The 24,491-nt window shown below is 54.1% G+C and carries 17 protein-coding genes and 1 pseudogene; 7 read left to right on the plus strand and 11 right to left on the minus strand.

The window, feature by feature from the left end; genetic code table 11:
* Positions 1-155 precede the first annotated feature (155 nt).
* The 3 genes from BJJ97_RS00730 to BJJ97_RS00740 all read left to right on the plus strand — a co-directional run bounded on the left by BJJ97_RS00730 (position 156) and on the right by BJJ97_RS00740 (position 2,819).
* Positions 156-1,691 carry a methyl-accepting chemotaxis protein gene (locus tag BJJ97_RS00730; RefSeq protein WP_167385184.1) on the plus strand — a complete coding sequence of 512 codons (1,536 nt, stop codon included), beginning with the start codon at positions 156-158 and terminating at the stop codon, positions 1,689-1,691.
* Between the two features lie 164 nt (positions 1,692-1,855).
* Entirely contained in the window at positions 1,856-2,263 is a 408-nt protein-coding gene (locus BJJ97_RS00735) for a FlxA-like family protein (RefSeq protein WP_095992787.1), read from the plus strand.
* A 199-nt stretch (positions 2,264-2,462) separates the two neighbouring features.
* Positions 2,463-2,819, plus strand: a complete 357-nt coding sequence (locus BJJ97_RS00740; protein ID WP_095992788.1) for a FlxA-like family protein — start codon at positions 2,463-2,465, stop codon at positions 2,817-2,819.
* A gap of 92 nt (positions 2,820-2,911) precedes the next feature.
* On the opposite strand, the gene BJJ97_RS00745 is transcribed toward BJJ97_RS00740, so the two are convergent.
* From BJJ97_RS00745 to BJJ97_RS00765, 5 genes are all read right to left on the minus strand, one after another.
* Positions 2,912-3,133 carry a DUF3820 family protein gene (locus BJJ97_RS00745; RefSeq protein WP_095700466.1) on the minus strand — a complete coding sequence of 74 codons (222 nt, stop codon included), beginning with the start codon at positions 3,131-3,133 and terminating at the stop codon, positions 2,912-2,914.
* A gap of 4 nt (positions 3,134-3,137) precedes the next feature.
* Positions 3,138-5,192: an NAD-dependent DNA ligase LigA gene (ligA, locus tag BJJ97_RS00750; RefSeq protein WP_095992789.1), complete on the minus strand. Its 2,055-nt coding sequence runs from the start codon at positions 5,190-5,192 to the stop codon at positions 3,138-3,140.
* 136 nt (positions 5,193-5,328) lie between these two features.
* Entirely contained in the window at positions 5,329-6,765 is a 1,437-nt protein-coding gene (gene hldE, locus BJJ97_RS00755; protein WP_095992790.1) for a bifunctional D-glycero-beta-D-manno-heptose-7-phosphate kinase/D-glycero-beta-D-manno-heptose 1-phosphate adenylyltransferase HldE, read from the minus strand.
* Positions 6,766-6,884: 119 nt separating this feature from the next.
* Positions 6,885-9,740, minus strand: a complete 2,856-nt coding sequence (glnE, locus tag BJJ97_RS00760) for a bifunctional [glutamate--ammonia ligase]-adenylyl-L-tyrosine phosphorylase/[glutamate--ammonia-ligase] adenylyltransferase (RefSeq protein WP_095992791.1) — start codon at positions 9,738-9,740, stop codon at positions 6,885-6,887.
* Between the two features lie 52 nt (positions 9,741-9,792).
* Positions 9,793-11,130, minus strand: a complete 1,338-nt coding sequence (locus tag BJJ97_RS00765; protein WP_095992792.1) for a CYTH domain-containing protein — start codon at positions 11,128-11,130, stop codon at positions 9,793-9,795.
* A gap of 322 nt (positions 11,131-11,452) precedes the next feature.
* Here BJJ97_RS00765 and BJJ97_RS00770 point away from each other — a divergent pair, with 322 nt between their 5' ends.
* Both BJJ97_RS00770 and BJJ97_RS00775 read left to right on the plus strand, forming a co-directional pair.
* Positions 11,453-12,073: a TIGR04211 family SH3 domain-containing protein gene (locus BJJ97_RS00770; RefSeq protein ID WP_039486237.1), complete on the plus strand. Its 621-nt coding sequence runs from the start codon at positions 11,453-11,455 to the stop codon at positions 12,071-12,073.
* A gap of 108 nt (positions 12,074-12,181) precedes the next feature.
* On the plus strand, positions 12,182-13,426 hold the full coding sequence (locus BJJ97_RS00775) for a multifunctional CCA addition/repair protein (protein WP_095992793.1): 1,245 nt from the start codon (positions 12,182-12,184) through the stop codon (positions 13,424-13,426).
* Between the two features lie 71 nt (positions 13,427-13,497).
* On the opposite strand, the gene bacA is transcribed toward BJJ97_RS00775, so the two are convergent.
* Together bacA and folB are read right to left on the minus strand one after the other, a co-directional pair.
* Entirely contained in the window at positions 13,498-14,316 is an 819-nt protein-coding gene (bacA, locus tag BJJ97_RS00780; RefSeq protein ID WP_095992794.1) for an undecaprenyl-diphosphate phosphatase, read from the minus strand.
* 272 nt (positions 14,317-14,588) lie between these two features.
* Complete coding sequence (gene folB / locus BJJ97_RS00790) at positions 14,589-14,942, minus strand: bifunctional dihydroneopterin aldolase/7,8-dihydroneopterin epimerase (RefSeq protein ID WP_010287496.1); 354 nt, start codon at positions 14,940-14,942, stop codon at positions 14,589-14,591.
* Positions 14,943-15,070: 128 nt separating this feature from the next.
* Here folB and plsY point away from each other — a divergent pair, with 128 nt between their 5' ends.
* A complete protein-coding gene (gene plsY, locus BJJ97_RS00795) occupies positions 15,071-15,706 on the plus strand; it encodes a glycerol-3-phosphate 1-O-acyltransferase PlsY (RefSeq protein WP_095992795.1) in 636 nt (211 codons plus the stop codon).
* A 54-nt stretch (positions 15,707-15,760) separates the two neighbouring features.
* On the opposite strand, the gene BJJ97_RS00800 is transcribed toward plsY, so the two are convergent.
* Positions 15,761-17,347: a methyl-accepting chemotaxis protein gene (locus tag BJJ97_RS00800; RefSeq protein WP_095992796.1), complete on the minus strand. Its 1,587-nt coding sequence runs from the start codon at positions 17,345-17,347 to the stop codon at positions 15,761-15,763.
* 248 nt (positions 17,348-17,595) lie between these two features.
* Here BJJ97_RS00800 and ppa point away from each other — a divergent pair, with 248 nt between their 5' ends.
* Complete coding sequence (ppa, locus tag BJJ97_RS00805; RefSeq protein ID WP_039486249.1) at positions 17,596-18,126, plus strand: inorganic diphosphatase; 531 nt, start codon at positions 17,596-17,598, stop codon at positions 18,124-18,126.
* Positions 18,127-18,241: 115 nt separating this feature from the next.
* On the opposite strand, the gene BJJ97_RS00810 is transcribed toward ppa, so the two are convergent.
* The 3 genes and pseudogenes from BJJ97_RS00810 to tamA form a co-directional block, all read right to left on the minus strand.
* On the minus strand, positions 18,242-18,592 hold the full coding sequence (locus BJJ97_RS00810) for a gamma-glutamylcyclotransferase family protein (protein WP_095992797.1): 351 nt from the start codon (positions 18,590-18,592) through the stop codon (positions 18,242-18,244).
* A 2-nt stretch (positions 18,593-18,594) separates the two neighbouring features.
* Positions 18,595-22,631: pseudogene (gene tamB / locus BJJ97_RS00815) on the minus strand (autotransporter assembly complex protein TamB).
* Positions 22,628-24,343 (minus strand): autotransporter assembly complex protein TamA, encoded by a 1,716-nt coding sequence (tamA, locus tag BJJ97_RS00820; protein WP_095995299.1) that lies wholly within the window; start codon positions 24,341-24,343, stop codon positions 22,628-22,630. Before tamA ends, tamB begins: the two are co-directional and overlap by 4 nt.
* Positions 24,344-24,491: the final 148 nt, after the last annotated feature.

Raw genomic sequence — 24,491 nt, forward strand, 5'->3', positions numbered from 1 at the left:
TACACAGCAATATGCCTGACAGATTTCACGGGACGAACCATTCGGCAGCGACACTACGTTTCAGCCTCTGTAATAACCAGAGCGTCTAAGGCGAGAAAAGCGGCCAGCATGTCTGAACCTGGAAACTGAGCGGGATACGTACGCCGGGGTTTCTAATGAGATTAAATACACCTGTTACACAGCAGGAGTATCTGTTAGACATGGACACCATATTGATGTCCACGACAAATATTCACAGCCACATCACCTATGCCAACTCTGCCTTCATTGCGGTTAGTGGTTTTTCCGAAGAGCAGCTCATCAACCAGCCTCACAATATTGTGCGCCATCCCGACATGCCCGTTGAAGCCTATGCCGACATGTGGTTTACGCTGAAACAAGGCGATAGCTGGACTGGGTTAGTTAAAAATCGTCGCAACAACGGTGACCACTATTGGGTTCGCGCCAACGTTACGCCGGTCTACCAGCAGGAGCAGCTCGCAGGCTATATCTCAGTACGTAACACGCCCAACGCAGAAGAAATCAAGTATGCCGAAACGCTGTATAGCGCCGTGCAGAAAAAACAGGCGGGCAGCCGTAAATTCTACAAAGGATTAGTCGTTCGCACCGGACTCTTTTCGCCACTGTCGCTCTTACAGAAATTGTCAGTCCGCTGGCGCTTGCGTTTAGCCGTCTTAGCGGTGGGACTCATTCCTGCACTACTTGCTTTCAATGGCATGAATCCACTGTGGCTACTGGCACTGACGCTGTTACTCATTGTCATCATGGATCAGTTTCTGCAAAAGCAAATTGCACAGCCAATCAGGATGATAATGAAGCAGGCTCAGCATGTGGTATCGGGCCGTAAAGTAAAGCATGTCCACCTGAACCGGGTCGACGAAATTGGCTTGCTGCTACGCTCTGTTAACCAGTTTGGCCTGAACCTGCATTCGCTTGTCGACGACGTCAGTACACAGGTAAACGGCATCACCAAGGTCAGCCATAAGCTGGCGGAAAACAACGTCGACCTGAATACCCGCACGGAAGAGACATCGGCCAATCTGCAACAAACTGCTGCCGCCATTGAAGAAATTACCGTTGCCGTGCAGCAAAGTGCAGAAACGGCGGCACAAGCCACCACCATGGCAGAAGCCGCCAGCAGCACTGCGTTTAAAGGTGGCAACATCATGAAGGAAACCATCGGCATGATGGATTCCATCTCCAGCGCCAGCGATAAAATCGTTGATATCATTGGCGTGATAGACAGCATTGCCTTCCAGACCAACATCCTTGCGCTGAATGCGGCCGTTGAAGCCGCTCGTGCTGGCGTACAGGGGCGCGGGTTTGCGGTGGTAGCCGCTGAGGTTCGCAATCTGGCGCAGCATTCCGCCTCTGCGGCCAAAGAGATTAAAACGTTGATTGATGCCAACGTCGAAAGTGTGAAACAGGGCAGCACAATGGTCGAGAATGCGGGCAAACATATCAGCGACATCGTTGATGAAGTCTTGCAAGTCTCCACCATGATCAAAGAGATCAGCAACGCAACGCATGAGCAAACCTCGGCATTGGGACTGATCAATACCTCTATTGCACAGATAGAACAAATGACGCAGCGCAACACCGATATGGTTACCCACTCAACAGAAGCAGCTGAAGGGCTCAACCTTCAGGCAAGGCGGCTGAATAGCGCGATTAACGTGTACGGTAGTTAACTGACGTCATCTCATCCATTGCGGCAAGGGCGTGGGAAGCGCCCTTTCCCCTTTTCTTCCCTTCGAGCAAACTCATTGCCCCTCACGTTTTGTAAGTTTTTCGTAAAGAAAAGAGTGACACAGCCGATAGTGATCGGAGAACTGACCTATTTCAGGAGGAAGTGATGTCCAATGGTATCAGCCAGATTACAATGAATACGGTGTCAAACGTAGCGGCGGCACCTACGGCTAGTAAGGATGCATCGACTACCGCGAGTAAGGCTACGCCTGTAGCCAATAACAAGGGTAGTGCTGCTCAACAAAAAATTGCCGCAATACAACATCAGATCAAACAGCTGACTAAAAAGCTAGCAGAGCTGGGCCAATCAGCCATCAATGCAAGTGAAGACGAGCGCAAACTCATCAAACAGCAGCAGCAGATGATTCAAGCGCAAATCCAAGCACTCTATGCCGAAATTGCCCGTATCCAAAAAGAAGAAGCGGAAAAGAAAGCACCTAGTGTGGCGTCAGGCACAACATCACAACAAAATGATAATAAAGACAAAAAAGGCGGTGTTGATATCTACGTCTAACTGCAATATCTGGCGTATTCCCCTATTTTCTCTCTCTCTCTTTCCTGGCTGATACATTTTATTACATTAGCTGTCAGGAAAGTGAGTATTTCATATTTCATTGCCAACAATATCCCCTTCGAGAAAGTGCTTAAATTGCCGATGCACAGGCATGTAGCCCAAGTCATTCGGGTACATCGGCATCTTTTCAGGAGGGAAAATGTCAAACACCATCAGCAGTATCAGCGTATCGACAACCACGGCAAGCAGCAGTAAAAGCAGCAACACCTCAGAGCAACAGATTGCGCAGCTCACCAAGCAGGTTCAGGCGCTTACCAAACAGGTGAGTAAACTGACCGAATCCGCTTCCAGCGCAGAAAGCGATGATGAACGTAAACTGATCGAACAGCAGCAGCAGGCCATTCAAGCGCAGATTCAGGCGTTACAGGCACAAATTGCCCGCTTGCAGAGTGAAAAATCGGAACAGCAGTCTGATTCCTCTGCTCCGGCTCAAAGTGCTAAACAAGAAGGCGTTAACCGCCCGACAGAAGACAACCAGATTAATATCTACGTGTAGTCTGCGTCAGGGATGGGGTAGTCAGTCAACGTGAAAGGTCGCTTCAATGAAGCGACCTTTTTTCGTCAGAGGGTGTGGCAGGAAGTGGATAATCAGGAACGGGGTCGCTTCAGCGGCGTGACCAACCCTTGCAGACCTTCTATCTTGATTGCCAGCGTAATCTGCATCAATTCCCCTAAGCGACCTTTAGGAAATTCATCCTTGCGGGAGAACCACAGCAGGTACTCTTCTGGTAAATCAATCAGCACTCGCCCCTTGTATTTCCCAAACGGCATCTGCATTGTGGCAATGTCTATCAGGTCTTCTTTTTCCATCCGTTTACGCCCCCAATAGTCGGATCATTTCCGCCTCATCGATCACTGGGATCCCCAATTCTTGCGCCTTCGCCAGTTTAGAGCCTGCGGCTTCACCGGCGATCACCATATCGGTTTTCTTCGAGACGCTGCCGCTCACTTTTGCCCCTAACGCCGTTAACCGATCTTTGGCTTCGTCGCGGGACAAAATACTCAGCGATCCGGTCAATACCACCGTTTTCCCCGCAAATGGGCTGTCGATCTCTTCAGCATTGACGACCTGAACCTCAGGCCAGTGGATGTTGATGCCTGCGGAGTCAGTCAGTTCGCGGATCACGGTTTGGTTGTGCTCTTCTTCAAGGAAGTGACGCACGTGCGCGGCAACGACTTTACCAACATCCGGCACCTCCAGCAGCGCGTCTTCATCGGCAGCAAAAAGGGCTTCCAGCGAACCAAAGTGAGCAGCCAGATTAGCCGCCGTCGATTCGCCAACATCACGGATCCCCAACGCATAGAGGAAACGTGCCAGCGTGGTGCTTTTCGCCTTTTCCAACGCATTAACCAGATTCGTCGCGGATTTCGGCCCCATGCGATCCAGCCCCGTCATGATCCCAGCGCTCAGGCGAAACAGATCGGCTGGCGTCTTGACGTACTCTTTTTCCACCAGTTGATCGATGATCTTATCGCCCATGCCTTCCACATCCAATGCGCGACGAGAAACAAAATGCTTCAGTGCCTCTTTGCGCTGGGCACCGCAGATCAGGCCAGCGGTACAGCGCGTGACGGCCTCGCCCTCTACGCGTTCAACGTCAGATCCACACACGGGACAAGCCGTAGGGAAAACGATCGGCTGCACCGTTTCTGGCCGTTCAGACTCCACAATACCGACGATCTGCGGGATCACATCCCCCGCTCGGCGCACAATAACGCGATCGCCAATCTGCAAACCTAGCCGCTCAATTTCATCCGCATTATGCAATGTGGCATTGCTGACGATGACCCCAGCCACGGCGACGGGTTCCAGACGCGCAACGGGCGTAATTGCGCCCGTCCGCCCAACCTGAAACTCGACATCGCGCACCCAGGTCAGCTGTTCCTGCGCCGGGAATTTAAAGGCCACCGCCCAGCGCGGTGCACGGGCAACGAACCCTAACCGCTCCTGCAGTTCCAGAGAGTCAACTTTGACAACAACGCCGTCGATATCAAAGCCTAACGAACTGCGGGTCTGCTCAACCTGACGATAAAAATCGAGTACTTCGGCCGGACCAGTACATAGCTTAATTCTGTCGCTAACCGGCAGTCCCCACGCCTTGAACTGCATCAGCCGCTCCCAATGGCTTGCGGGCAACTCACCGCCTTCCAGCAGACCAACGCCATAGCAGAAGAAAGTCAGAGGACGCTTAGCCGTAATTCGCGGGTCAAGCTGGCGCAGCGATCCAGCGGCAGCGTTACGCGGGTTGGCAAAGACTTTACTCCCCGTACGGCGAGCCTCTTCGTTCAGCTTTTCAAAACCGCTGTGCTTCATAAACACTTCACCGCGCACTTCAACACGGCGCGGAATATTATCGCCTTCCAGACGCAGTGGAATCGCCGCAACGGTACGAATGTTACTGGTGATATTTTCCCCGGTCGTACCATCCCCGCGCGTGGCCGCCTGTACCAGAACGCCATCTTCATACAATAGGCTAACGGCTAAACCATCCAGTTTCAGCTCGCAGCAAAATGTCAGATCGTCACCGTTCTTCAGCCTGTCGCCAATTCGCTTGCTGAAGGCCAGATAGCTCTCTTCATCAAATACGTTATCCAGCGATAACATCGGCACTTCATGGCGTACCTGCTCAAATGCCGCCAGCGGTGCCGCACCCACGCGCTGCGTGGGAGAATCACTGGTCACCAGCTCGGGATGATCCGCCTCTAACGCTTTCAGTTCCTGCATGAGTTTGTCATATTCGATATCAGGAATTTCGGGCGCATCTTCAACGTGATATTTGTATTCGTGATGGCGTAAGACCCGGCGCAACTCCGCTACCCGCAGTGCGGCCGCATTCACTTCGGCTGGTTCTTTCTTCACTGGTTTCATACCTGTTTTATCTGACGTGTCGCCCTGTCGGCGTCGTGATTGTTATGATTCTCGCCCGTGATGTACCAGAGCGAGAATCATTAGCTTGCGGCCTGAACGGACTCGAAACCCTTCGAGCACCGTCAGTTTATTTCGTTTAAGATTTAGACGTGTTGGCTTTAATCGTATTGATGATGTTCGTCGTGGAGCAACCGTCCTCAAAGTTCAGGACTTTCACTTCACCGCCATTGGCCCAGACCTCTTCACTACCGGCGATTTCATGTGGCTGGTAGTCTCCGCCTTTCACCAGAATGTCCGGCAGAATGCTGGCAATCAGGCGCTGCGGCGTATCTTCTTCAAACGGCACGACCCAATCGACAGCTTCCAGCGCACCCAACACGATCATCCGCTGCGGCAGCGGGTTGACGGGGCGAGTCGGCCCCTTCAGGCGTTTGGTTGAGGCATCGCTGTTTACCGCAACAATTAATCGGTCGCCAAGTTTGCGGGCGTTTGCCAAGTAAGACACGTGTCCGGCGTGCAAAATATCGAAGCAGCCGTTGGTCATCACAATCTTTTCGCCACGCTGACGCGCCAGTTCAACGGCATGTTTCAGCTGTTCTTCGGTCATCACGCCAAATCCGGTTTCGGCACGGCCGCGGATAGCATTTTCCAATTCAATCGGCGTGACCGTTGACGTACCCAGCTTGCCGACGACGACGCCTGCGGCGGCATTCGCCAGGAAACAGGCCTCTTCCAGCGGGTTGCCTGCCGCCAGCGCAGCGGCCAACACACCGATTACGGTATCGCCCGCACCGGTCACGTCATACACTTCCTGCGCCTGCGTCGGCAAATGCAGCGGTGCTTTGCCCGGCTGTAGCAACGTCATTCCTTGCTCGGAACGGGTAATCAGCAACGCGGACAGATCGTAATCGGCCACCAGTTGCATACCGCGCTCAACCAGCTCTTCTTCCGTTTTGCAACGCCCTGCCACCGCTTCGAATTCAGACAGGTTTGGCGTCAGCAATGTCGCGCCACGGTAACGGGCAAAATCCGTGCCTTTCGGGTCGATCAGCACCGGAACGCCAGACGCTTTTGCCGTCTGAATCATGCTTTGCACATGCGCTAATGCGCCTTTCGCATAGTCAGACAGCACCAGCGCACCAATTTTTGGCAGCGCCAGTTGAATACGCTCGATGATCGGCTGAGGATCAATTCCCTCAAAGCCCTCTTCGAAATCCAGTCGGATCAACTGCTGATTACGCGACAGCACACGCAGCTTGGTGATCGTCGGGTGCGTAGGAACCGCAACAAAGTCACACTTCACATTCACTTCGCCAAGTTTGGCATTCAGTGCGCGTGCGGCATCATCAATGCCGGTTAACCCCACCAGACGCGATCCCGCGCCCAATGCTGCGATGTTCATGGCGACGTTCGCCGCGCCGCCTGGGCGCTCTTCGATCGTATCAACCTTGACCACAGGCACCGGTGCCTCTGGTGAAATTCGGCTGGTCGGCCCATACCAGTAACGATCCAGCATGACATCACCCACCACTAACACACCCGCTTGACGGAAATCAGGCAGCGTCACTTTCATCCTCTACTCCAGGCTTATTTCGCATAATGCGCGTAATAATATCATAGGCACGTATCATACACGCCACTGCCGCGCAGCTCTAAACCGCACGGCACATTTGACCAATAGATAGGAGGAACTTACGCTCCCACCAGCCATTTATTCCAGCTCACCAGCACCTGCTCCCGTTCCGCAACAAACCGATCCTTGCTGACCCGGCCGGACAGCTCCTGCAAGGCCAGATGGTGCAGTTCATTGCGCATGGTGACGTAGGCCAGCTTGAGCGCATTGGCTTCACTCTCTTCCATCACGCCATATTGCGCCATCAGTTCCAGAATACGCACGTTGTCTGACCAACGGGTCAAACGCGGTTCCTGAGCGGCGTAACGCAGCATCAGATACTGAGCAATGAATTCGATATCCGTAATGCCGCCCGCATCCGTTTTGATGTCAAAGAGTGCTTTATCTTTGTTCGCCAGATGCTGACGCATTTTTTCCCGCATTTCGCGCACTTCGGTTCGCAGCGTCTCCGCATCACGCTCGGCACACAGAATGCTGCGGCGAATAGACTCAAAGGTCTGCTGCACGCCGCTTTCGCCGTACACCATACGCGCGCGCACCAGCGCCTGATGCTCCCACGTCCATGCCTCATTGCGCTGATACTCATCAAACGCTTCTACCGTACTCACCAGCATACCCGCCGCGCCCGATGGCCGCAGACGGGCATCCACTTCATACAAAATGCCTGATGACGTCCGGGTGCTAAACAGATGCATCACTCGCTGCGCGAGGCGCAGGTAGAACTGCCGGCCATCAATACTGCGTTCGCCATCCGTCATCACGTCCGATGGACAATCCAGCAAGAACACCAAATCCAGATCGGAACTGTATCCCAACTCCCAGCCACCGAGTTTGCCATAGGCAATAACGGCAAACCCACGACCTTCACGATGCTGTAAATGGGACGGCTGGCCATAGCGCGCCACCATCTGTCCCCACGCCTGCTGAACCACTGCCGCGATAATCGCTTCTGCCAAATACGTTAAGTGATCGCTCACTTTCATCACGGGCAGTACGCCGCCGATATCCCCTGCGGCGATACGCAGTTGCTGCGACTGTTTGAACTGGCGAACCGCTTCTAACTGCTGTTCTTCGTCATCCTCAGGGACGCGCATCAAATACTGACGTAGCTCATCGGCGTACGCCCCCGGTGCCGTCGGCTGATACAGCGTTGACGCATCGAGTAATTCATCCAGCAGCAGGGGATAGCGTGCCAACTGGCTGGCAACCATCGGCGACGCCGCACACAGGCGAATCAACTGAGCGAGCGCAGCGCGAGACTCCAGCAGCAGTTCGAGATAGGTGGTGCGCGTGACGATCCCCAGCAGCAGCGGCGTCAGACGAGACAGCACCGTATCCGCTTCCTGGCGAGCACAGACTTCCGCCAGCAAACACGGCATGAGCTGATCCAGCACGTCTCGCCCGCGCGGCCCAATGGTGCGTTTCGCCACATCGTGACGGAATTCCACAATCGTCCGCATCAGCTTTTCACGTACGCTTTCCGAGAGATGCGGCGTCAGCGGAGCCAGTTCGCCGTCGTCCAGCGTGTCCTGCCATAGGCTGCTATAGCTGCCATGTTCGGGGATATCATTATTGTCCGGCGCATCATCGCCAATCAGGTCATCAAATACATGGCGCACCGACTGCATATGCTGTTCCAGCATGGATTGCAGCGCGTCCCAGTTGTCGAAACCCATTCCCCATGCCAGCCGCTGCTGATTCAGCTCATCACCCGGCAAGGTTTGCGTCTGTTCATCGGCAATCGCCTGCAACAGGTTCTCTAAACGACGCAGAAACAGGTAAGAGGTACTGAGGTCGAGCACCTGCTGCGGCGTTAATAACCCCAGTGCTCCTACATGCTGAAGCGTAGGCAGCAGCGAGCGCCCCTGCAATCCCGGTTCACGTCCGCCACGAATCAGTTGGAAAACCTGCGTGATAAATTCGATTTCACGAATCCCACCCGCACCCAGCTTGATGTTGTTGCGCAGATCCCGGCGACGCACTTCGCGGGCAATCATGCCCTTCATATTTCGCAGCGACTGGATCACGCTAAAATCGATATAGCGACGGAAGACGAAGGGCTTCAGCGTACTACGCAGTTCCTGACTGTAGGCATCGTCCATTCCTCCCATTAGGCGCGCTTTGACCATCGCATAGCGTTCCCAGTCTCGGCCCTGCTCCTGATAGTAATCTTCCATCGCCGCAAAGCTGAGCACCAGCGGGCCGCTGTCACCAAAGGGACGTAGCCGCATATCCACACGGTAAACAAAACCATCGACGGTCGGCTGATCCAGCACCTTAATGAGCCGCTGCCCCAGACGCGTGAAGAACTGCGCGTTATCCAACTCGCGCCGCCCGCCTTGCGTATGGCCATTTTCGGGATAGACGAAGATCAGGTCGATATCCGAAGAGAAGTTAAGTTCTCCCCCACCCAATTTTCCCATGCCAAGAATCAGCAGAGGCTGAGCGACGCCCTGCGCATTGCAAGGTGTACCCCACTCGCGGCAACAGGCCTGATATAGCCAGCTTCTGGCCGCCACAATCATCACCTCGGCCAGTTCACTCAACTGACGCAGCGTGTGTTCCGTCGTACTGGTTTGCAGCGCCTGCGACCACGCAATTCGCGTCAACATATGTCGGCGAAATCGTCGCAATGCGGCCATCAACGCATTTTCATCGTTAACATCGGCCAATGCATTGCTCAACCAGTCGGCGTAGTGCTGCCACTCTTCGGGCTGCGGCGGTTGCTGATGAATCCCTTGCCACCAGTCAGGATGCAGCGCAAGCGCATCGCTGACAAAATCGCTCAATGCCAGAACAGCAGAGTCACTGTCGGTTATCGGTTCATCAGGTGCGGCTTCCCGCAAACGCGACAGAGCACGCTGAGATTGTTCCGTCAGAAGCACAGGTAAAGCGGGCAAAGGAAGTATCGACATGGGGGTTCCCTTGATGCGCCGCCTATCCTCACTGACAAGCGGCAGTTAACGGTTACTGTGATGGTCCGCCGCTATGTAACCAGAACGGGGACAAGTTCAGCACCTCTTTACGGTAGGCTTCCAGATACGCAGAAGGAGCCTTCCCGGCAGCGAGCCGCTCAATTTCGTGCAGTAACGCCTGCCAGTGTTCAACGTAGGCTTCCACTTGCTCCGCCGGATAGGCACCGGATAAGAGAAGAAAAGCGTAGATATTACGTTGCAGGCGAGGGATCTGCTGTTCGTACTGCGCTTCCGTCAATTTAGAAGAAAAGGCGCTTTTCAGCTCCGCAGTGCTGCGGCTTAGCATAATGTCGGCAAAGCGTTTGAACGAGCCCTGTAGCTTAATGCGATCTTTATTACCCATATGGTCACGCCAGCCAGACTCGACCAACCAAGAAGTCAGTACTAACTTACTTTGCAGGTACTCAGCGCTGTAGCACACATCCGCGCCATCGGGGCCTTGTAGCCGAGCCTCCAGAGTCGCGAGTGCAGAGCGAAAAAGTGTGGTGACCTTGCGTAACACGACGCCTCCCACCAGCACCAGCATTTCGCGCATCAACGCGCTGGCCTCTGGCAGAGCTTCACGGGCAGAGGCATTCCCTCTTACCCACAGTTCTTCGTGGTATTGCCAGTGACTCAACCCCAGTTCCAGCGCCGCGCGGATGGCTTGATCGATATTGGTTTTTGGATCCACAACCAGTCGATTGAGAGGCTGGCACTCGCGAACTGGGTTACCTTTAGCCAGATGGTATCCGCGCGCTGCCTTACTCAGGCTGCCCTGCCGCATACCGCCAAACTCTGCGATTTCCTTTGCCAGCTCCAACAGATGGGTGGTCTGCCCGACCTTAAGCTCCATCTCCAGTTCGCACAGCGGTTCACTCAGATCCCCAGCACGAATCTCACCGCGATCTAAAGCAACCTCAATCACGCTTTGATAGTAAGTAAACACCCACTTTTCACGCGTAAAATCTGTACTAAACAGCGGGTTGAGCGACGATTGCAGCACCTTAACATCGCAATCTTCCGGCCAGACGTCCGCTGGAAACAGGCTGAGATCCAGCTCGGCTTTCTCCAGCTCAACGTTATATTCTGGATGTTGATGCAGCCCGCCAATCACCTTGCCAGCCGTTTTCGCCGTCATTTCGTAGCGTTCATTTTCGCCGCGAATACGCAGGCCGATGCCATTGCGGCGCAGGTAATTATCCGCCGTTTCATAATAGGTATTGCTCAGACGCTGAGCACGCATGTGCTCATATTGACTGTAATCACTCTCCCAGTCAGCCAGTTGCGTCAGCAGCGATTCAACGCTGTCGGGATGAACAATAAACTTCAGCTCAATTTCTTCACTCATAGCATTCACAACACCAAGACCGCGTTCATTATTATGTCAGTAAATAACATTTTACCTTACCTGACTACTCTTACCGCACAGACTCTTTTTCACCTGCGAACAAGCGCGCATTTCTTATGCAAACCTGTCATCAACTGCGCGGTTTTACCCCGCTTAAACACGCCGATCGCCGCCTTCTAAGAACCTATCCCAGTAGGCGTTATTGGGGCGAAATAGCCCTCATGGGATAGGTTCTAAGACTGTTCTCATTTCGGTTTATACATTGCCTCGTCAGACTTAAGCCTCTACTATCGGACCACCATTAACGCAACATGATGATCTTATGCAGAAATTAGGCTTACTCTGTTTTACTTTATTTTCTCTCACGCTGAGCTGGACCGCACAAGCGGAAGAAAAACGCTACATTTCCGATGAGTTATTGACGTATGTCCACAGCGGGCCGGGCAATCAATATCGTATCGTCGGCACCGTGAATGCTGGCGCTGAAGTCACGCTACTCAGCGTTAATGAAAGCGCAGGCTATGCGCAGATCCGTGATGATAAAAACCGTACGACCTGGATCCCACTCGACCAGCTTAGCAATACGCCGAGCCTGCGCACGCGGGTGCCGGCGCTGGAAAATCAGGTCAAAGACCTGACTGACAAACTGAATAATATCGATCAGACCTGGAATCAACGTACCGCAGATATGCAGCAGAAAGTCGCTGCCAGCGATAGTGTTATCAACGGGTTACGTCAGGAAAATCAGGATCTGAAAAATCAGCTTATCATCGCGCAGAAGAAAGTCAGCGCGGCGAATGTCCAGCTTGACGATAAGCAGCGCACCATCATTTTACAGTGGTTTATGTATGGCGGCGGTGTTGCTGGCATAGGTTTGCTGCTGGGTCTGCTGTTACCGCACATCATCCCTCGCAAAAAGAAAAATGATCGCTGGATGAGCTAATCAGAACACGTGCCTGCTTCTTGCAGGCATTTTTCTTTGCGGCCAACGCTGCGGCGCAAAGATGGTAGTATGTAGTGAAGTATTGGTTATTTATTCAGGAGCCCGACGTTGAAGATTTACCTTGTCGGCGGCGCTGTTCGGGACAGCCTGCTGGGTTTACCCGTCACCGAGAAAGATTGGGTGGTGGTCGGCGCGATGCCGGAGAACCTGCTTGCGCAGGGCTACCAGCAGGTTGGAAAGGATTTTCCCGTCTTCTTACACCCCGTTAGCCGCGATGAATACGCCCTCGCGCGTACCGAACGCAAATCTGGCAAAGGCTATACCGGGTTTGTCTGCCATGCCGCCCCCGATGTCACGTTAGAGCAGGATTTGCTGCGCCGCGATTTGACCATCAATGCCATTGCTCGCACCGAGCGGGGCGACCTTATCGATCCTTATCACGGCCGTCGCGATCTTGAAAATCGCGTGCTGCGCCACGTCTCCGAGGCATTTAGCGAAGATCCGTTACGGGTGCTGCGCGTCGCCCGGTTTGCCGCGCGTTTTGCTCATCTCGGCTTCCAGATTGCAGAAGAAACCATGGCGCTGATGCAAAAAATGGCGCATGAAGGCGAGCTGGCTTACCTGACGCCAGAGCGCGTCTGGAAAGAGACAGAGAAAGCACTCGGCACATCGTCGCCAGATGTCTATTTTCAGGTGCTGCGAGACTGCGGCGCACTAGCCGTGCTGTTCCCTGAAATCGATAACCTGTACGGCGTGCCCGCCCCCGCAAAATGGCATCCGGAAATTGATACCGGCATTCATACGATGATGACGGTGGCGATGGCCGCACGCCTCAGCCCTGAGATTGACGTACGTTTTGCAACGCTGTGCCACGATTTAGGAAAAGGGCTGACGCCGCCTGAACTCTGGCCGCGTCATCTTGGCCACGGCCCAGCGGGCGTCAAACTGGTTGAAGCATTGTGCCAGCGCCTGCGCGTGCCAAATCCGATTCGCGATTTGGCAAAGCTGGTTGCTGAATATCATGATTTGGTTCATACCGTGCAGGTGCTGCAACCCAAAACCCTGCTGAAGTTATTTGATGCGATCGACGTCTGGCGTAAACCGCAACGTCTGGAGCAGTTAGCGCTCACGAGCGAAGCCGATGCCAGAGGCCGTGCCGGTTTTGAAGAGAACCCGTATCCACAAGGTGATTACCTGCGTGAAGCCTTCCGTGTCGCCACTCAGGTCAGCAGTGCGGACGTCGTTGCCGATGGGTTTAAGGGCATTGACGTACGCAACGAACTGGCACGTCGCCGCATTCATGCACTGGCAGACTGGAAAGCACAACAGCCGGATAGTTCGGGCACGTCCTGAAACAAAGAGGCCACGCTAATGCGTGGCCTCTTCTCTCTATAACGGTCTATCTAAAATCTACGCACTCAGTCTTACATAAACACCATGTAAACCACGCCCGCGACGATAAAACGGTAAATCGCGAACGGGATAAACGAGATGCGTTTGATGATTTTCAGGAAGGTTTTAATCGCAATCAGCGCTACGATAAATGCCGTCACGAAACCAACGGCAAACATCGGCACATCGGCCAGCGATAGGAAATGCCAGCTTTTATACAGATCCAGAACGGTCGCGCCCATCATCATGGGAACAGCCAGAATAAAAGAGAACTCAGAAGCGGCATAGCGGCTGACGCCCATCAGCATCCCGCCGGAAATAGTCGCCCCCGAACGTGAAAAGCCGGGCCACAGCGCCAGACATTGAAAACAGCCAATCATAAATGCCTGACGGTGCGTGATGTCATCCAGCCCGACAGCACGCGGCTCTTTTGGCTTGAACCATTCCGCCGCTAGCAGCAGGAAGCCACCGATCACCAGCGCATACATCACGTTCTGCGGATAAAACAGCGACTTGATGAAGTCATGAAAAATCAGGCCAAGCACCACTGCGGGAATCATTGCCAGCAAGATGTGCGTCAGTTTCAGACGCCCAGCAGTTTTCCCCTCGTGCGGAACTTCACCGAAGTGAATCCCTATCAGACCAAAGAGGCGGCGCCAGAACATCACGACAACGGCCAGAATTGAGCCAAGCTGAATGATAACTTCAAACGTCTTGGCTTTCTCATCAGCAAACCCTAACCAATGACCAACAATAATCATATGCCCTGTAGACGATACGGGCAAAAACTCGGTCAGTCCTTCGACCACGCCAAGAATAAATGCGATTAGCAATGAATGCAGGTCAGTCATCTAAAAATCCTTGCCTCTAATAAAAACGAAAATGCAGCGCACAAAAAAGCGGCCGCGTACTTCCGCGAGCCGCTACACACCCTAAATAATTCGAGTTGCAGGAAGGCGGCAAGCGAATGAGTCCCGATGAGCTTACTCAAGTAAGTGATTCGGGTGAGTGAACGCAGCCAACGCACATGCAGCTTGAAGTATGACGGGTATAACTGGCTTATAGACTATTTGGGTTACGGTTTAGTTGCACGTAAATCAGTATTTATTCTGTTAAATCAGATTTATCGCGTGCCGCGCTCAATAATGACGCCAACCTGACGTGCCTGTGCGACAGCGCCCGGCTTGCTGAGCTTGATCCGTAGCCAGGGAATCGAGAAGCGCTGCATCAGCATGTGTGCAACTTCTTCAGCAACGCGCTCCACCAGAGCAAAGCGCTGGTTTGCCACGTGGGCAATCACCGCTTCGCTGACATCGGCATAGCTCAGGCAGTCATTCACATCGTCACTGGCGGCTGCCTGACGGTTATCCCAGCCCATTTCGATATCGAACACCAGTTTCTGCTGGATGGTCTGTTCCCAATCGTAAACACCAATAGTAGTGATTACAGTAAGTTCTTCAATAAATACGATATCCATCACGCCATTCTCTGTTTTTGTCGCTGTCGGATACCACTTCCGACGGAATGTGCGTATTATCCACAGATGAGAAGAGTAAAACGACCCTTATTAAACGTCTCTCTATACAAACTAAACGGAATAGCGTTATGAGTGTTACCGCGCTTGGTATGATGTTAATCGCGTATCTGTGTGGCTCTATTTCCAGTGCGATTTTGTTCTGCAGAATTGCTGGGCTGCCCGATCCGCGTCAGCATGGTTCTGGGAACCCCGGAGCCACTAACGTATTGCGTATTGGCGGCAAAGCGGCCGCTGCCACCGTATTGCTGTTTGATGTTCTGAAAGGCATGCTGCCAGTCTGGGCCGCTTACGAGCTGGGCGTTCCCCCGCTGTACCTCGGGTTAACCGCTATCGCTGCCTGCCTCGGCCATATCTATCCGGTCTTTTTCCACTTTCGCGGTGGCAAAGGTGTAGCAACGGCTTTGGGTGCCATCGCCCCGATTGGCTGGGATCTGACAGGCCTGATGACTGGCACCTGGCTACTGACCGTGCTGCTCAGCGGCTATTCCTCGCTTGGCGCAATTGTCAGTGCGCTCATCGCACCGTTTTATGTCTGGTGGTTCAAGCCACAGTTTACCTTCCCCGTCGCGATGCTCTCTTGCCTGATACTGATGCGTCATCATGACAATATCCAACGCCTCTGGCGCGGACAGGAAAGTAAAATCTGGAATAAGCTACGTAAGAAGAAACAGCCAGAAGACGAACAGACGTCCTCCGAAGAATAAGACAAAAAAATTCCCGTTTTCACGGGAATTTTTTTATGAAGTATGAAGGGGAAATTAGAATCGGCCGATGGCGGCAAATTCCTGCGACTGCACTTTAAACTGAGACATGCTTTCTGCCAGCAGGCGAGCCTGATCTTCCAGTGAGCGCGTGGCAGCGGCAGACTCTTCTACCAGAGACGCATTTTGCTGTGCGACTTCATCCATCTGCGATACCGCCAGATTTACCTGCCCAATGCCATTGCTTTGCTCACGCGTGGCCGTTGAGATCTCACGCATCAGGGATGTCACGCGCGCCACGGCATCAGAAACATCGTTCATCGTTTCGCCCGCCATTTTCGCCATCACGGTGCCTTCACTGACTCGGCTTTGAGACTCTTCCATCAGCATTTTGATCTCTTTGGCCGATTGCGCACTGCGCTGCGCCAGACTGCGGACTTCACCCGCAACCACCGCAAATCCACGCCCCTGCTCACCCGCACGTGCCGCTTCAACCGCCGCATTCAGCGCCAGAATGTTGGTCTGGAACGCGATGCCGTCGATCACCGCCAGAATATCGCCAATGCGTGCGGAGCTGCTGGAGATCATCTGCATTTTCTCAATCATGCTCCCCACGGTTTCGCTGCCTTTATTAGCGATGTCGGACACATTTTGCGCCAGCGTATGCGCTTGTTCCGCACTTTCCGCATTCAGCGTTACCGTCGCGGTCAACTGCTCCATACTGGCTGCGGTTTCTTCCAGCGAGGAAGCTGACTCTTCCGTACGCGCAGCCAGATGGGTATTGCCGGAAGACAGCTCGCGCGTGCCGACGTCAATCTGCATACCAGCATCACGGACGCGGCCCACGGCGGTTGCCAGCGAATGCTGCATGGCCTTCATCGCCTGAATCAGGCGGCCAATTTCATTATTACCGCCATCGGCAATGCGCTGGGTCAAATCACCACGGGCAATAAACTCCAGCTGGCCGACCGTCTCTTCAAGCGGAGACAGAATAGAGCGCTTCAAGGCAATCCAGGCAGCTAACACCAGCAGCAGCACGGATATACAGGCAATACCGATGATCATCAGGCGGTTGAACGCGAAGCTTTCCGCTTCTGCGAGCATGTTTTCCCCGACTTCCAGACCGAAATCACGGAATTCGTTCGCCACCTTATCCATCTTAACGCTGAGCGGTGGTAAAACGTCCTGCAACAGCACGTAATAGGCTGCGACATCGCCACGTTTCAGCGCATCAACCATCGGCTGAACGCCAAGATTCATGTATTGCTCGTAGTTGCTTTTAACCTCTGCGGCCATTTTGGCACCGCGCTCCGTTACGGTGCCGTAGGAAAGAAAGCGTGTCATTTCTTTGTGAGAAAGCGCCGTGTAGGCTTCTGCCCGCGCGACCGATGCATTCGCCAGATCGGTCAGCCCGCTTTCCATCTGACGAGCAGCCAACGCTGCCCCGGTTCTTGCACGCAGTGAAGCGGTATAGCTCCCCGCCAGCGCCGTGACTTCTTTGCCCTGAATCTTGTCGATTGTCGTAAGCGAAGTGATTCCCTGATTGATTGAGGTGATGCCAATTCCGCACACCAGCAATAACAGCAGTACCATCGTTCCTAACAAAGCAATCAAGCTCGTCTTGATTGTGATGTTTCTTAACATTTTTGTTTCCCTGACATTACAAATGATAAATAAATGCGGAGAAAGGCTCCGCATAACGTGATCTAGATCATGTTCCTATCGGTAACAAACCTGCTTTCTTTAAAGAAACTTTAGTAACGAAAGTATTTTTACTTAAACGACTCGCGCAAGCGCATCGCGCCTTGCACACGCTAAAAATCGGGGACATTAAACGCTTTTTGGCTATAATGACGGCCACGCTATTTCAGGTTTAAGAGAAGGAAACCGACATGAGTCTGAACAATGTCCCGGCGGGTAAAGATCTGCCGGAAGATATCTATGTAGTGATTGAAATTCCCGCGAACGCCGATCCGATCAAATATGAAATTGATAAAGATACCGGTGCGCTGTTTGTAGACCGTTTCATGTCTACGGCCATGTTCTACCCATGCAACTACGGCTACATCAACCACACGCTGTCTCTGGATGGCGACCCGGTTGACGTTCTGGTTCCAACCCCGTATCCGTTGCAGCCAGGCTCAGTGATCCGCTGCCGTCCTGTTGGCGTGCTGAAAATGTCCGACGAAGCGGGCGAAGATGCCAAGCTGGTTGCCGTTCCGCACAGCAAGCTGACCAAAGAATACGATCACATTAAAGATGTTAACGACCTGCCTGAACTGCTGCGTGCACAGATCGGCCACTTCTTTGAACACTACAAAGATCTGGAAAAAGGCAAGTGGGTGAAAGTTGAAGGTTGGGATAACGCGGCTGCGGCGAAAGCCGAGATCGTTGCTTCCTTCGAGCGCGCGAAAAACAAATAAGCGCCACACGATATGCATTAAAGCCCTTACGGGCTCAAGATATCGCATGATCAAAAACACCGCCTTGCGCGGTGTTTTTATTTATGGCGACCATGACTTGATTGGCTACTCTGCCTCAAGCCTCTTCTTCACTGCGCTTTAGCCAGTCACCGCTGGCAATACGCGTCAGCCCTACAACAGGGTGCTTGTACAGATAGATCCAGGCACTGCCCAGAGGCGTACGAATCAGCTCACGTTGGTATTCGTGGCCGTCCCGCTTTAAGGCATCCAGCTCTGTCAAAATCGACGAACTAATGCGATAGACCTCGCAATGGATTTCTCCATCGCCGGGTACGACTGCCGGATAATGGCCGAGATCGTACAGCTCGAAACCTGCGAGCTGACAGTCCCCTAACCATTGCGCATTTGTCATCCAATGACTGTTTCCCTGTTTGCGTCGTAAACTGCCGTAAACAATAATTCGCATCGCTAGAACTCAAACTGATAGAGCACATCTAATGCCTGGCTAATGCCAGACACCGCTTCCAAGTATAGTTTTGGCATCAGGCGATAACGTAGCGTTAACGTTGCCAAAGAATCGAATATGCCAACACCATATTTCACTTGCAGACCCGGAAGGACGTAGCCGCTGACGACAACTTGAGAATTATCGCCAACACCCTGTGTATCCAGAGCTAAATTACTTACGCCAAAGGCCTCGCCGATTTTACCCACAACTTGACCACTTTGTGCAACCCCTAAACCGACTAACATTGAGGTCATTGCCGAGCTATCTGCTCCACCGCTGTCCAAACCCTGTCCACGCAGCAGATAAGAGAGCGCTTCCTGCTGTGACATCGCTGGGTCGGAGAAGATTTCCAGCTTCGGTGTCGCGGCCATACCCGTGACGCGCACGCCGGCAATGACGTCATTCGCCGTGTTGTCTGGGTTACGAATGGCTTCGATATTCAGGATCGGCTGATCCGGCGGGCCGGAGAACAGAATCAGCCCTTTGCGGACGATCAGATCCTGCCCGTAGGCTTTAAAGCGGCCAGACGGAATGTCGATCTGGCCGTTCAGCCCTAATCCGCGCTCGTCCTGAACCATTTTCAGGTCGCCCTGTAGGCGAGCCGCCAGCCCGAACGCATCCAACTGCACATCATTACCGACGCGGATCGTCAGGTTGCTGTTAATCGGAATCGCGGCGCTGGCTTTCTTCAGCGGCTGTCGCTGGGCATCCAGCATCACTTCATCCGATGATACCGCCACCGCACTTTCCGGCATATCTTTAACCACAATGCGCGCCCACGGAATACTGACCGATCCGTTTAACGCGAACAGCTGCGGCGTAGCCTCGAAGACAATATCCGGCGAGACATCCAGCCGCGCCATCGGCGGAATCGTGACCCGCAGCTTCTGGCCTTTCGCCGCAATCCGCGCACGCCAGGCATCAGGCTGCGACCAGTCCGCATTCCCGCCAAGGTTCAACTGCCCGTTATCCGTTTTCAGGAAGCCTTGCAGCGTTGACGACATTCCACTGAAATTCACCGCCAGCCGCCCGTTGGTCAGATCGACCGGCATCCAGTTGCCGTCAATATCCAACCGCTCCAGCACCATCTGGCCGAAGAGCTGAGGACGCGCCGCATCCCCCGCCAGACGCAGGTTCGCATTCAGTATCCCCGCCGCTTTCTCGCCTTTACTCAATGCAGGGTTGAGCAGCGCCAGCGAAATATTGTTGATCGTGACGCTGCCGCCGAGATTACGTCGGCCCTGTGGGTCGGTCACCTGAATATCACCGCTGAAGCGTCCGTTCTCGCGAATCGCCATCAGCCAGCCGAGCTGCGCCCGCCCGCGATCGAGCCCGGCATTCAGCGTAAAGGTATCGAAATCAATCGGCAGCGTGTTGCCCTGTATCTGCTGGCGAACGCTGACGCCGTTACCCACCAGCGACACTTTCGCCTGCGGTAAGCCTTGTCCCGCCTGCCAGCTGATATCGGCACCGCCAGTAAACGTCCCAGCCAGCACCGTATCCGCCGTCAGGAACGGTTTCAACATGGCGAGATCGAAGCGGTTCAGTCGGATACTCGCCTGTCCGCTCGGCCCGGCTTCAATCGCTTTTGGTACGCACAGCTCTGCATTCGGATTCCGCCAGCAGTGCGTGCCGATAGTGATCTTCTGCTGCGCATTCAGGTAATCCAGCGCCATATCCTGCGTCAGACGCCATTCACCCACCGGCGTGTCGAAGCGGGTATTGTTCAGTGTGCCGCGCCAGCGCTGTTCCTGACGATCAAAGCTGCCCGAAAGTGCCAGTTGCCCCGCGACCGGTTCACCCTGCATATTCAGCCGAAGCTGGTGCTGCTTTTCATTGCCGCTGGCATCCAGCGTCAACAGCGCAATATTCAGGCCGTCCTGCTTGAGCGCTTCAAGACGAACGGCCAGCTTGCCCTGAATCTGCTGCTCGGAACGCACATCGCCTTCTACTCTCACCTGGCTAATCGTTATCGCCTGCCAGCGCAGACCGGACGCCGTGATGTCTGCCAGCATCTGCGGTTCACGCAGATTGCCGCGGAGTTTGAGTGTTCCGATGGCTCGCCCCGCCAGACCGGGCAACATGCCGTCCAACGACGGCGCATTGATGTCCGCATCCAACTGCCACTTGTCGCTCAGGTCACCTTTGACGTTCAGTTGGTTGCGGCCTAACGCCAGATTCAGCGCTGGAATTGTCCACTGACCCGCCGCGTTACCGCGCAGTTCGCCTCTGGCCGTGAGCTTATTCGCTTTCACGTTGCCGTCCAGACGCAGTTCCGGCACCTGCAACTGCCAGCTACCGCCATAAACGCTGCCACGCGTCGTAATCTTGCCGTCTACTTTAGCTGGCCATTCAGGCCACTGTTTCGCGGTGTTAATCCCGTTGAGCAGCAGCTCGCTGCGCCAGCTTATGGCTTTGCTCCAGTCGATAAGCGCCGCCAGATCGGCATGCCCCTGCAACGCCGCCAATCGCAGGCGACTCAGCGTAAACTGCTGTTCGTTGCCTTTGCCATCCAGCAGCAGCGTCGCGGGGGAATGTCCGCCCCGCTCAAATCGCCGCGCAGCGACAGCGCATAGTCGGTCGCTTTGCCGTTAAAACGCAGCCTGACGTTGTCAGCTTGATACTGCGTTGCCCCAGTCAGCGGCCAGCGCACGCGCTCGGTTTGCAGCGTCAACGCCAGCGGCAACCCGGCTTCCGCCAGTTTGGTTTGCAAATCCAGCTGAGCACGCTGCGGTCCCGAGAGATTCAGCGCCACATTCAACTGTTCGCGCAGGCCGCCATCAACCGTCAGTTTAAGCTTCTCGCCTTTGATCGGATCGACGTTCAACACGCCGTTCGCCGTCAGCGAGACGGGCCAGCTATCGCTGAGCGTCGCTTCACCGCGAACATTCAGTCCGCCCTGCGGCGATTGCACGATCAGCTTGTCCAGACGCAAATGCTGTTGCTGGGTAGAGGCCTGTACGAACAGGTTATTAATCAAAATGTCCTGATCGCCCGTCAGCCGCAGCTGTTCGCCGTGAATCTCGACAATGTTCAGATCCAACGGCAGCGTGAACTGGGGTAGATCAGGTAATAGCGGTTTGGAGAACAGCTCGCTAAGGCGTTCACCCAGCGGTTTTTCAGGCACGGCTGGCTTGTCAGAAGTGCTATCCGTTTTGGATGTCGATGCCGTCGGTATCGGTGTCGTGGTGGTAGCTGCCGCGACCCTATTATTTGCCGCCAGCGCGTTATCGATATGAACGGTTTGCGAGGTGCCTTGCTCCGCCGCATCGCGTACGTTCGCCGCCGTTTCTTTAATAACCGCGGCCATTTCCGCTGCTGTCACTTTGCCATCTTCCAGCACGTCCACAGGGGTTTTCGGTAAGGCCACCAGCAGTGCGCTGATTTTGGTCGGCAATAGCGTCAATGCGCGCCCTTCCCACTGCATACCCGTGCGGAATTCGCTCAGTGAAATCGCCGTGTCATCCACGGTAACCTGAACGTTGCTGAGCGTTAGCTGACGCAGTGAAATCGGGAACGGTGCAGAGATTTCCGTGACCGGCGTTGAAGGTGGCGGTGGCTCTGCCGCCACAGGCAAGGCTTTGGTATCCACAACCACATCAATGCGGTTTGCCGAGAGATCGTTAATGCACAGCTGACTTTTACGCAGACACGCGAGCGCGAGCGACAGATGAAACTCCTCGCTCTTTACCGTCACGCCCGGCATCTCATAGCTGACATTTTTCAGCGTTAAATCACGCCAGCCGCCGCTCACGCTGGCAATATCCAACCCCGGCACCACCCGTGCTGCGGTATTCAGCAACAGATGCAGGCCCGGCGTGGTGCCTACCAACAATCCCAGCCCAACCACGAGCAGCAGTAAGAAGGCAACAAACCCAATGCCGACTCTTTTCCACCAGCGCCCTTTTCGTGCTGGCGTCGTCGTCGCGTTATCCTGTGCGACGTGTTCTTCTGTCACCGGATCCTGGGCTTTTTTTTCGTTTTTCTCATCCATCATAATTCAGGCCCCAGCGCGATATAGAACTGAACATCGTTCTTCTTCTCTGCATCGCCGATCGGCATAGCAACATCGAGTTTCACTGGGCCAATCGGCGAGGCCCAGCGTACGCCGACGCCCGTGCCGGTCTTGAAGTTACTGCGTTTGATGTCATTCACTGCTTCACCTGAATCAACAAAAACTGCGCCCCACCATTTTCCCGTGACGTTGTATTGGTATTCGAGCGAGCCGGTCGCCAGCTTGGACGCACCGGTCAGTTTGCCGTCGCTGTCGCGCGGCGAAATCGATTTGTACTTATAGCCACGGATGCTGCGATCGCCACCGGCAAAGAAACGCAGTGAAGGCGGAACGCGGGAGAAATTATTGGTTTCAATCCAGCCCAGATTACCGCGCGCGACAAAACGGTGTTTATCCGCCAGCGTACGAATCCAGACGTTTTGCGCCTGAACCACGGCAAAGTCGATATCCGATCCCCAAATGGTGTCAGAAATATCGATAGAATAGCGCTGCGTATCGCCCCACACCGGCATTAGCCCGCCGCGTTGGCGAGTTCGGTTAATGCTGACGCCCGGATAGATCAGCATCGTGGTATCCGTCACGCTTGCCTGCGTAAAGTGATCGAGGCTCCAGCGCAGGTTAATCGCCCGTTGCCAGTCGCTGGAGAGATCCCAGTAGCGCGCCACGTTCAGCGTGGTGCCATCGGATTTGGTATCGTTGAGATCTTCGCGCTTGAAACCGCCTTGCAGCAGGTAATACTGTTCAAGCGGGTTCTTCAGTAAGGGGATTTTGTAGCTAAAATCGAGCGATTGCTCCGGCGCGGACACGCTCAGGCTGCTTTCCAGACTGTGGCCCCGTGAATTCACCCAAGGTTTATTCCAGGTCGTTTTAAAGCGTGGGCCAACATCCGTGGCATAGCCGACCCCGGTTTCAATACGGTTACGGGTTCGTGGCGTCACCACGGCTTCCAGCGGTAGTACCTTGGAGCTTTTTGACCGTTCGAAATCAGGCGAGACCACGACAGAGTTAAACCACCCCGTTGCAGAAAGACGGCGGTTTAACTCACCGAGATCTTCACTGGTGTAAGCGTCACCTTCGTGAAACGGCACCAGATTTTGCAGATAGTCATCGCGGATTTGTGCGCCCTGAAAATGTACGGCACCAAAGCGATAGCGCTCACCGCTGTCAAAGTCGATATCCCAAAACGCCTCTCTCTCTTCCCGCATCACGCCAAGCTGGCTTTGCTGGAAGCGCGCATCGAAATAGCCTTTGCGTAATGACAAACCGTTCAGCCCGCTTTTAAAACGATCGAAATCACCGTGGTTCAGCACCGAACCGATTTCAGGGCGATCGTCTTTAACCAGCTGTTGGTAGTCTTTATCGTCATGCGCACCGCCGCGCAGGGTGATATTCACCCCGGCAATTTTTACCGGTTCACCGGGAGTCACGGTGGCAATCAATACGGGTCGTCCGCCATTAACGGCAGGCCGGAATTCGAAACCAATCTGTGGATCGTAGTAGCCGAGCGCGCGCAATCCTTGACGGATCGCTTCATCGACGCGTGAGCGGAAACGCCCATCGGCATTAATCTCATCGACCGAAATGGTCGATAAGCGTGCCCGTACATTCTTTTGTAACTGCCCTTCCAGCCCCATGACTTGCAGACGCACATTCGCCGCCTGGCTCTCTGGGGCCAGCATCAGCAGCGCACACATCAGGCCAAGAACCCGGTATCGTGGCGCACCGCAGCCAGCAAAGCTATTTTTTTGTCCTGCTATGCCTTTTTGCCCGGTAACGCTTTTTTTTCCAATGAAACTTTTCGTTGAGATGAAAATAGTCACTGAGCTCCCTGATAAATCGGTC

Source organism: Pectobacterium polaris (assembly GCF_002307355.1).
GTDB classification, from domain to species: Bacteria; Pseudomonadota; Gammaproteobacteria; order Enterobacterales; family Enterobacteriaceae; genus Pectobacterium; species Pectobacterium polare.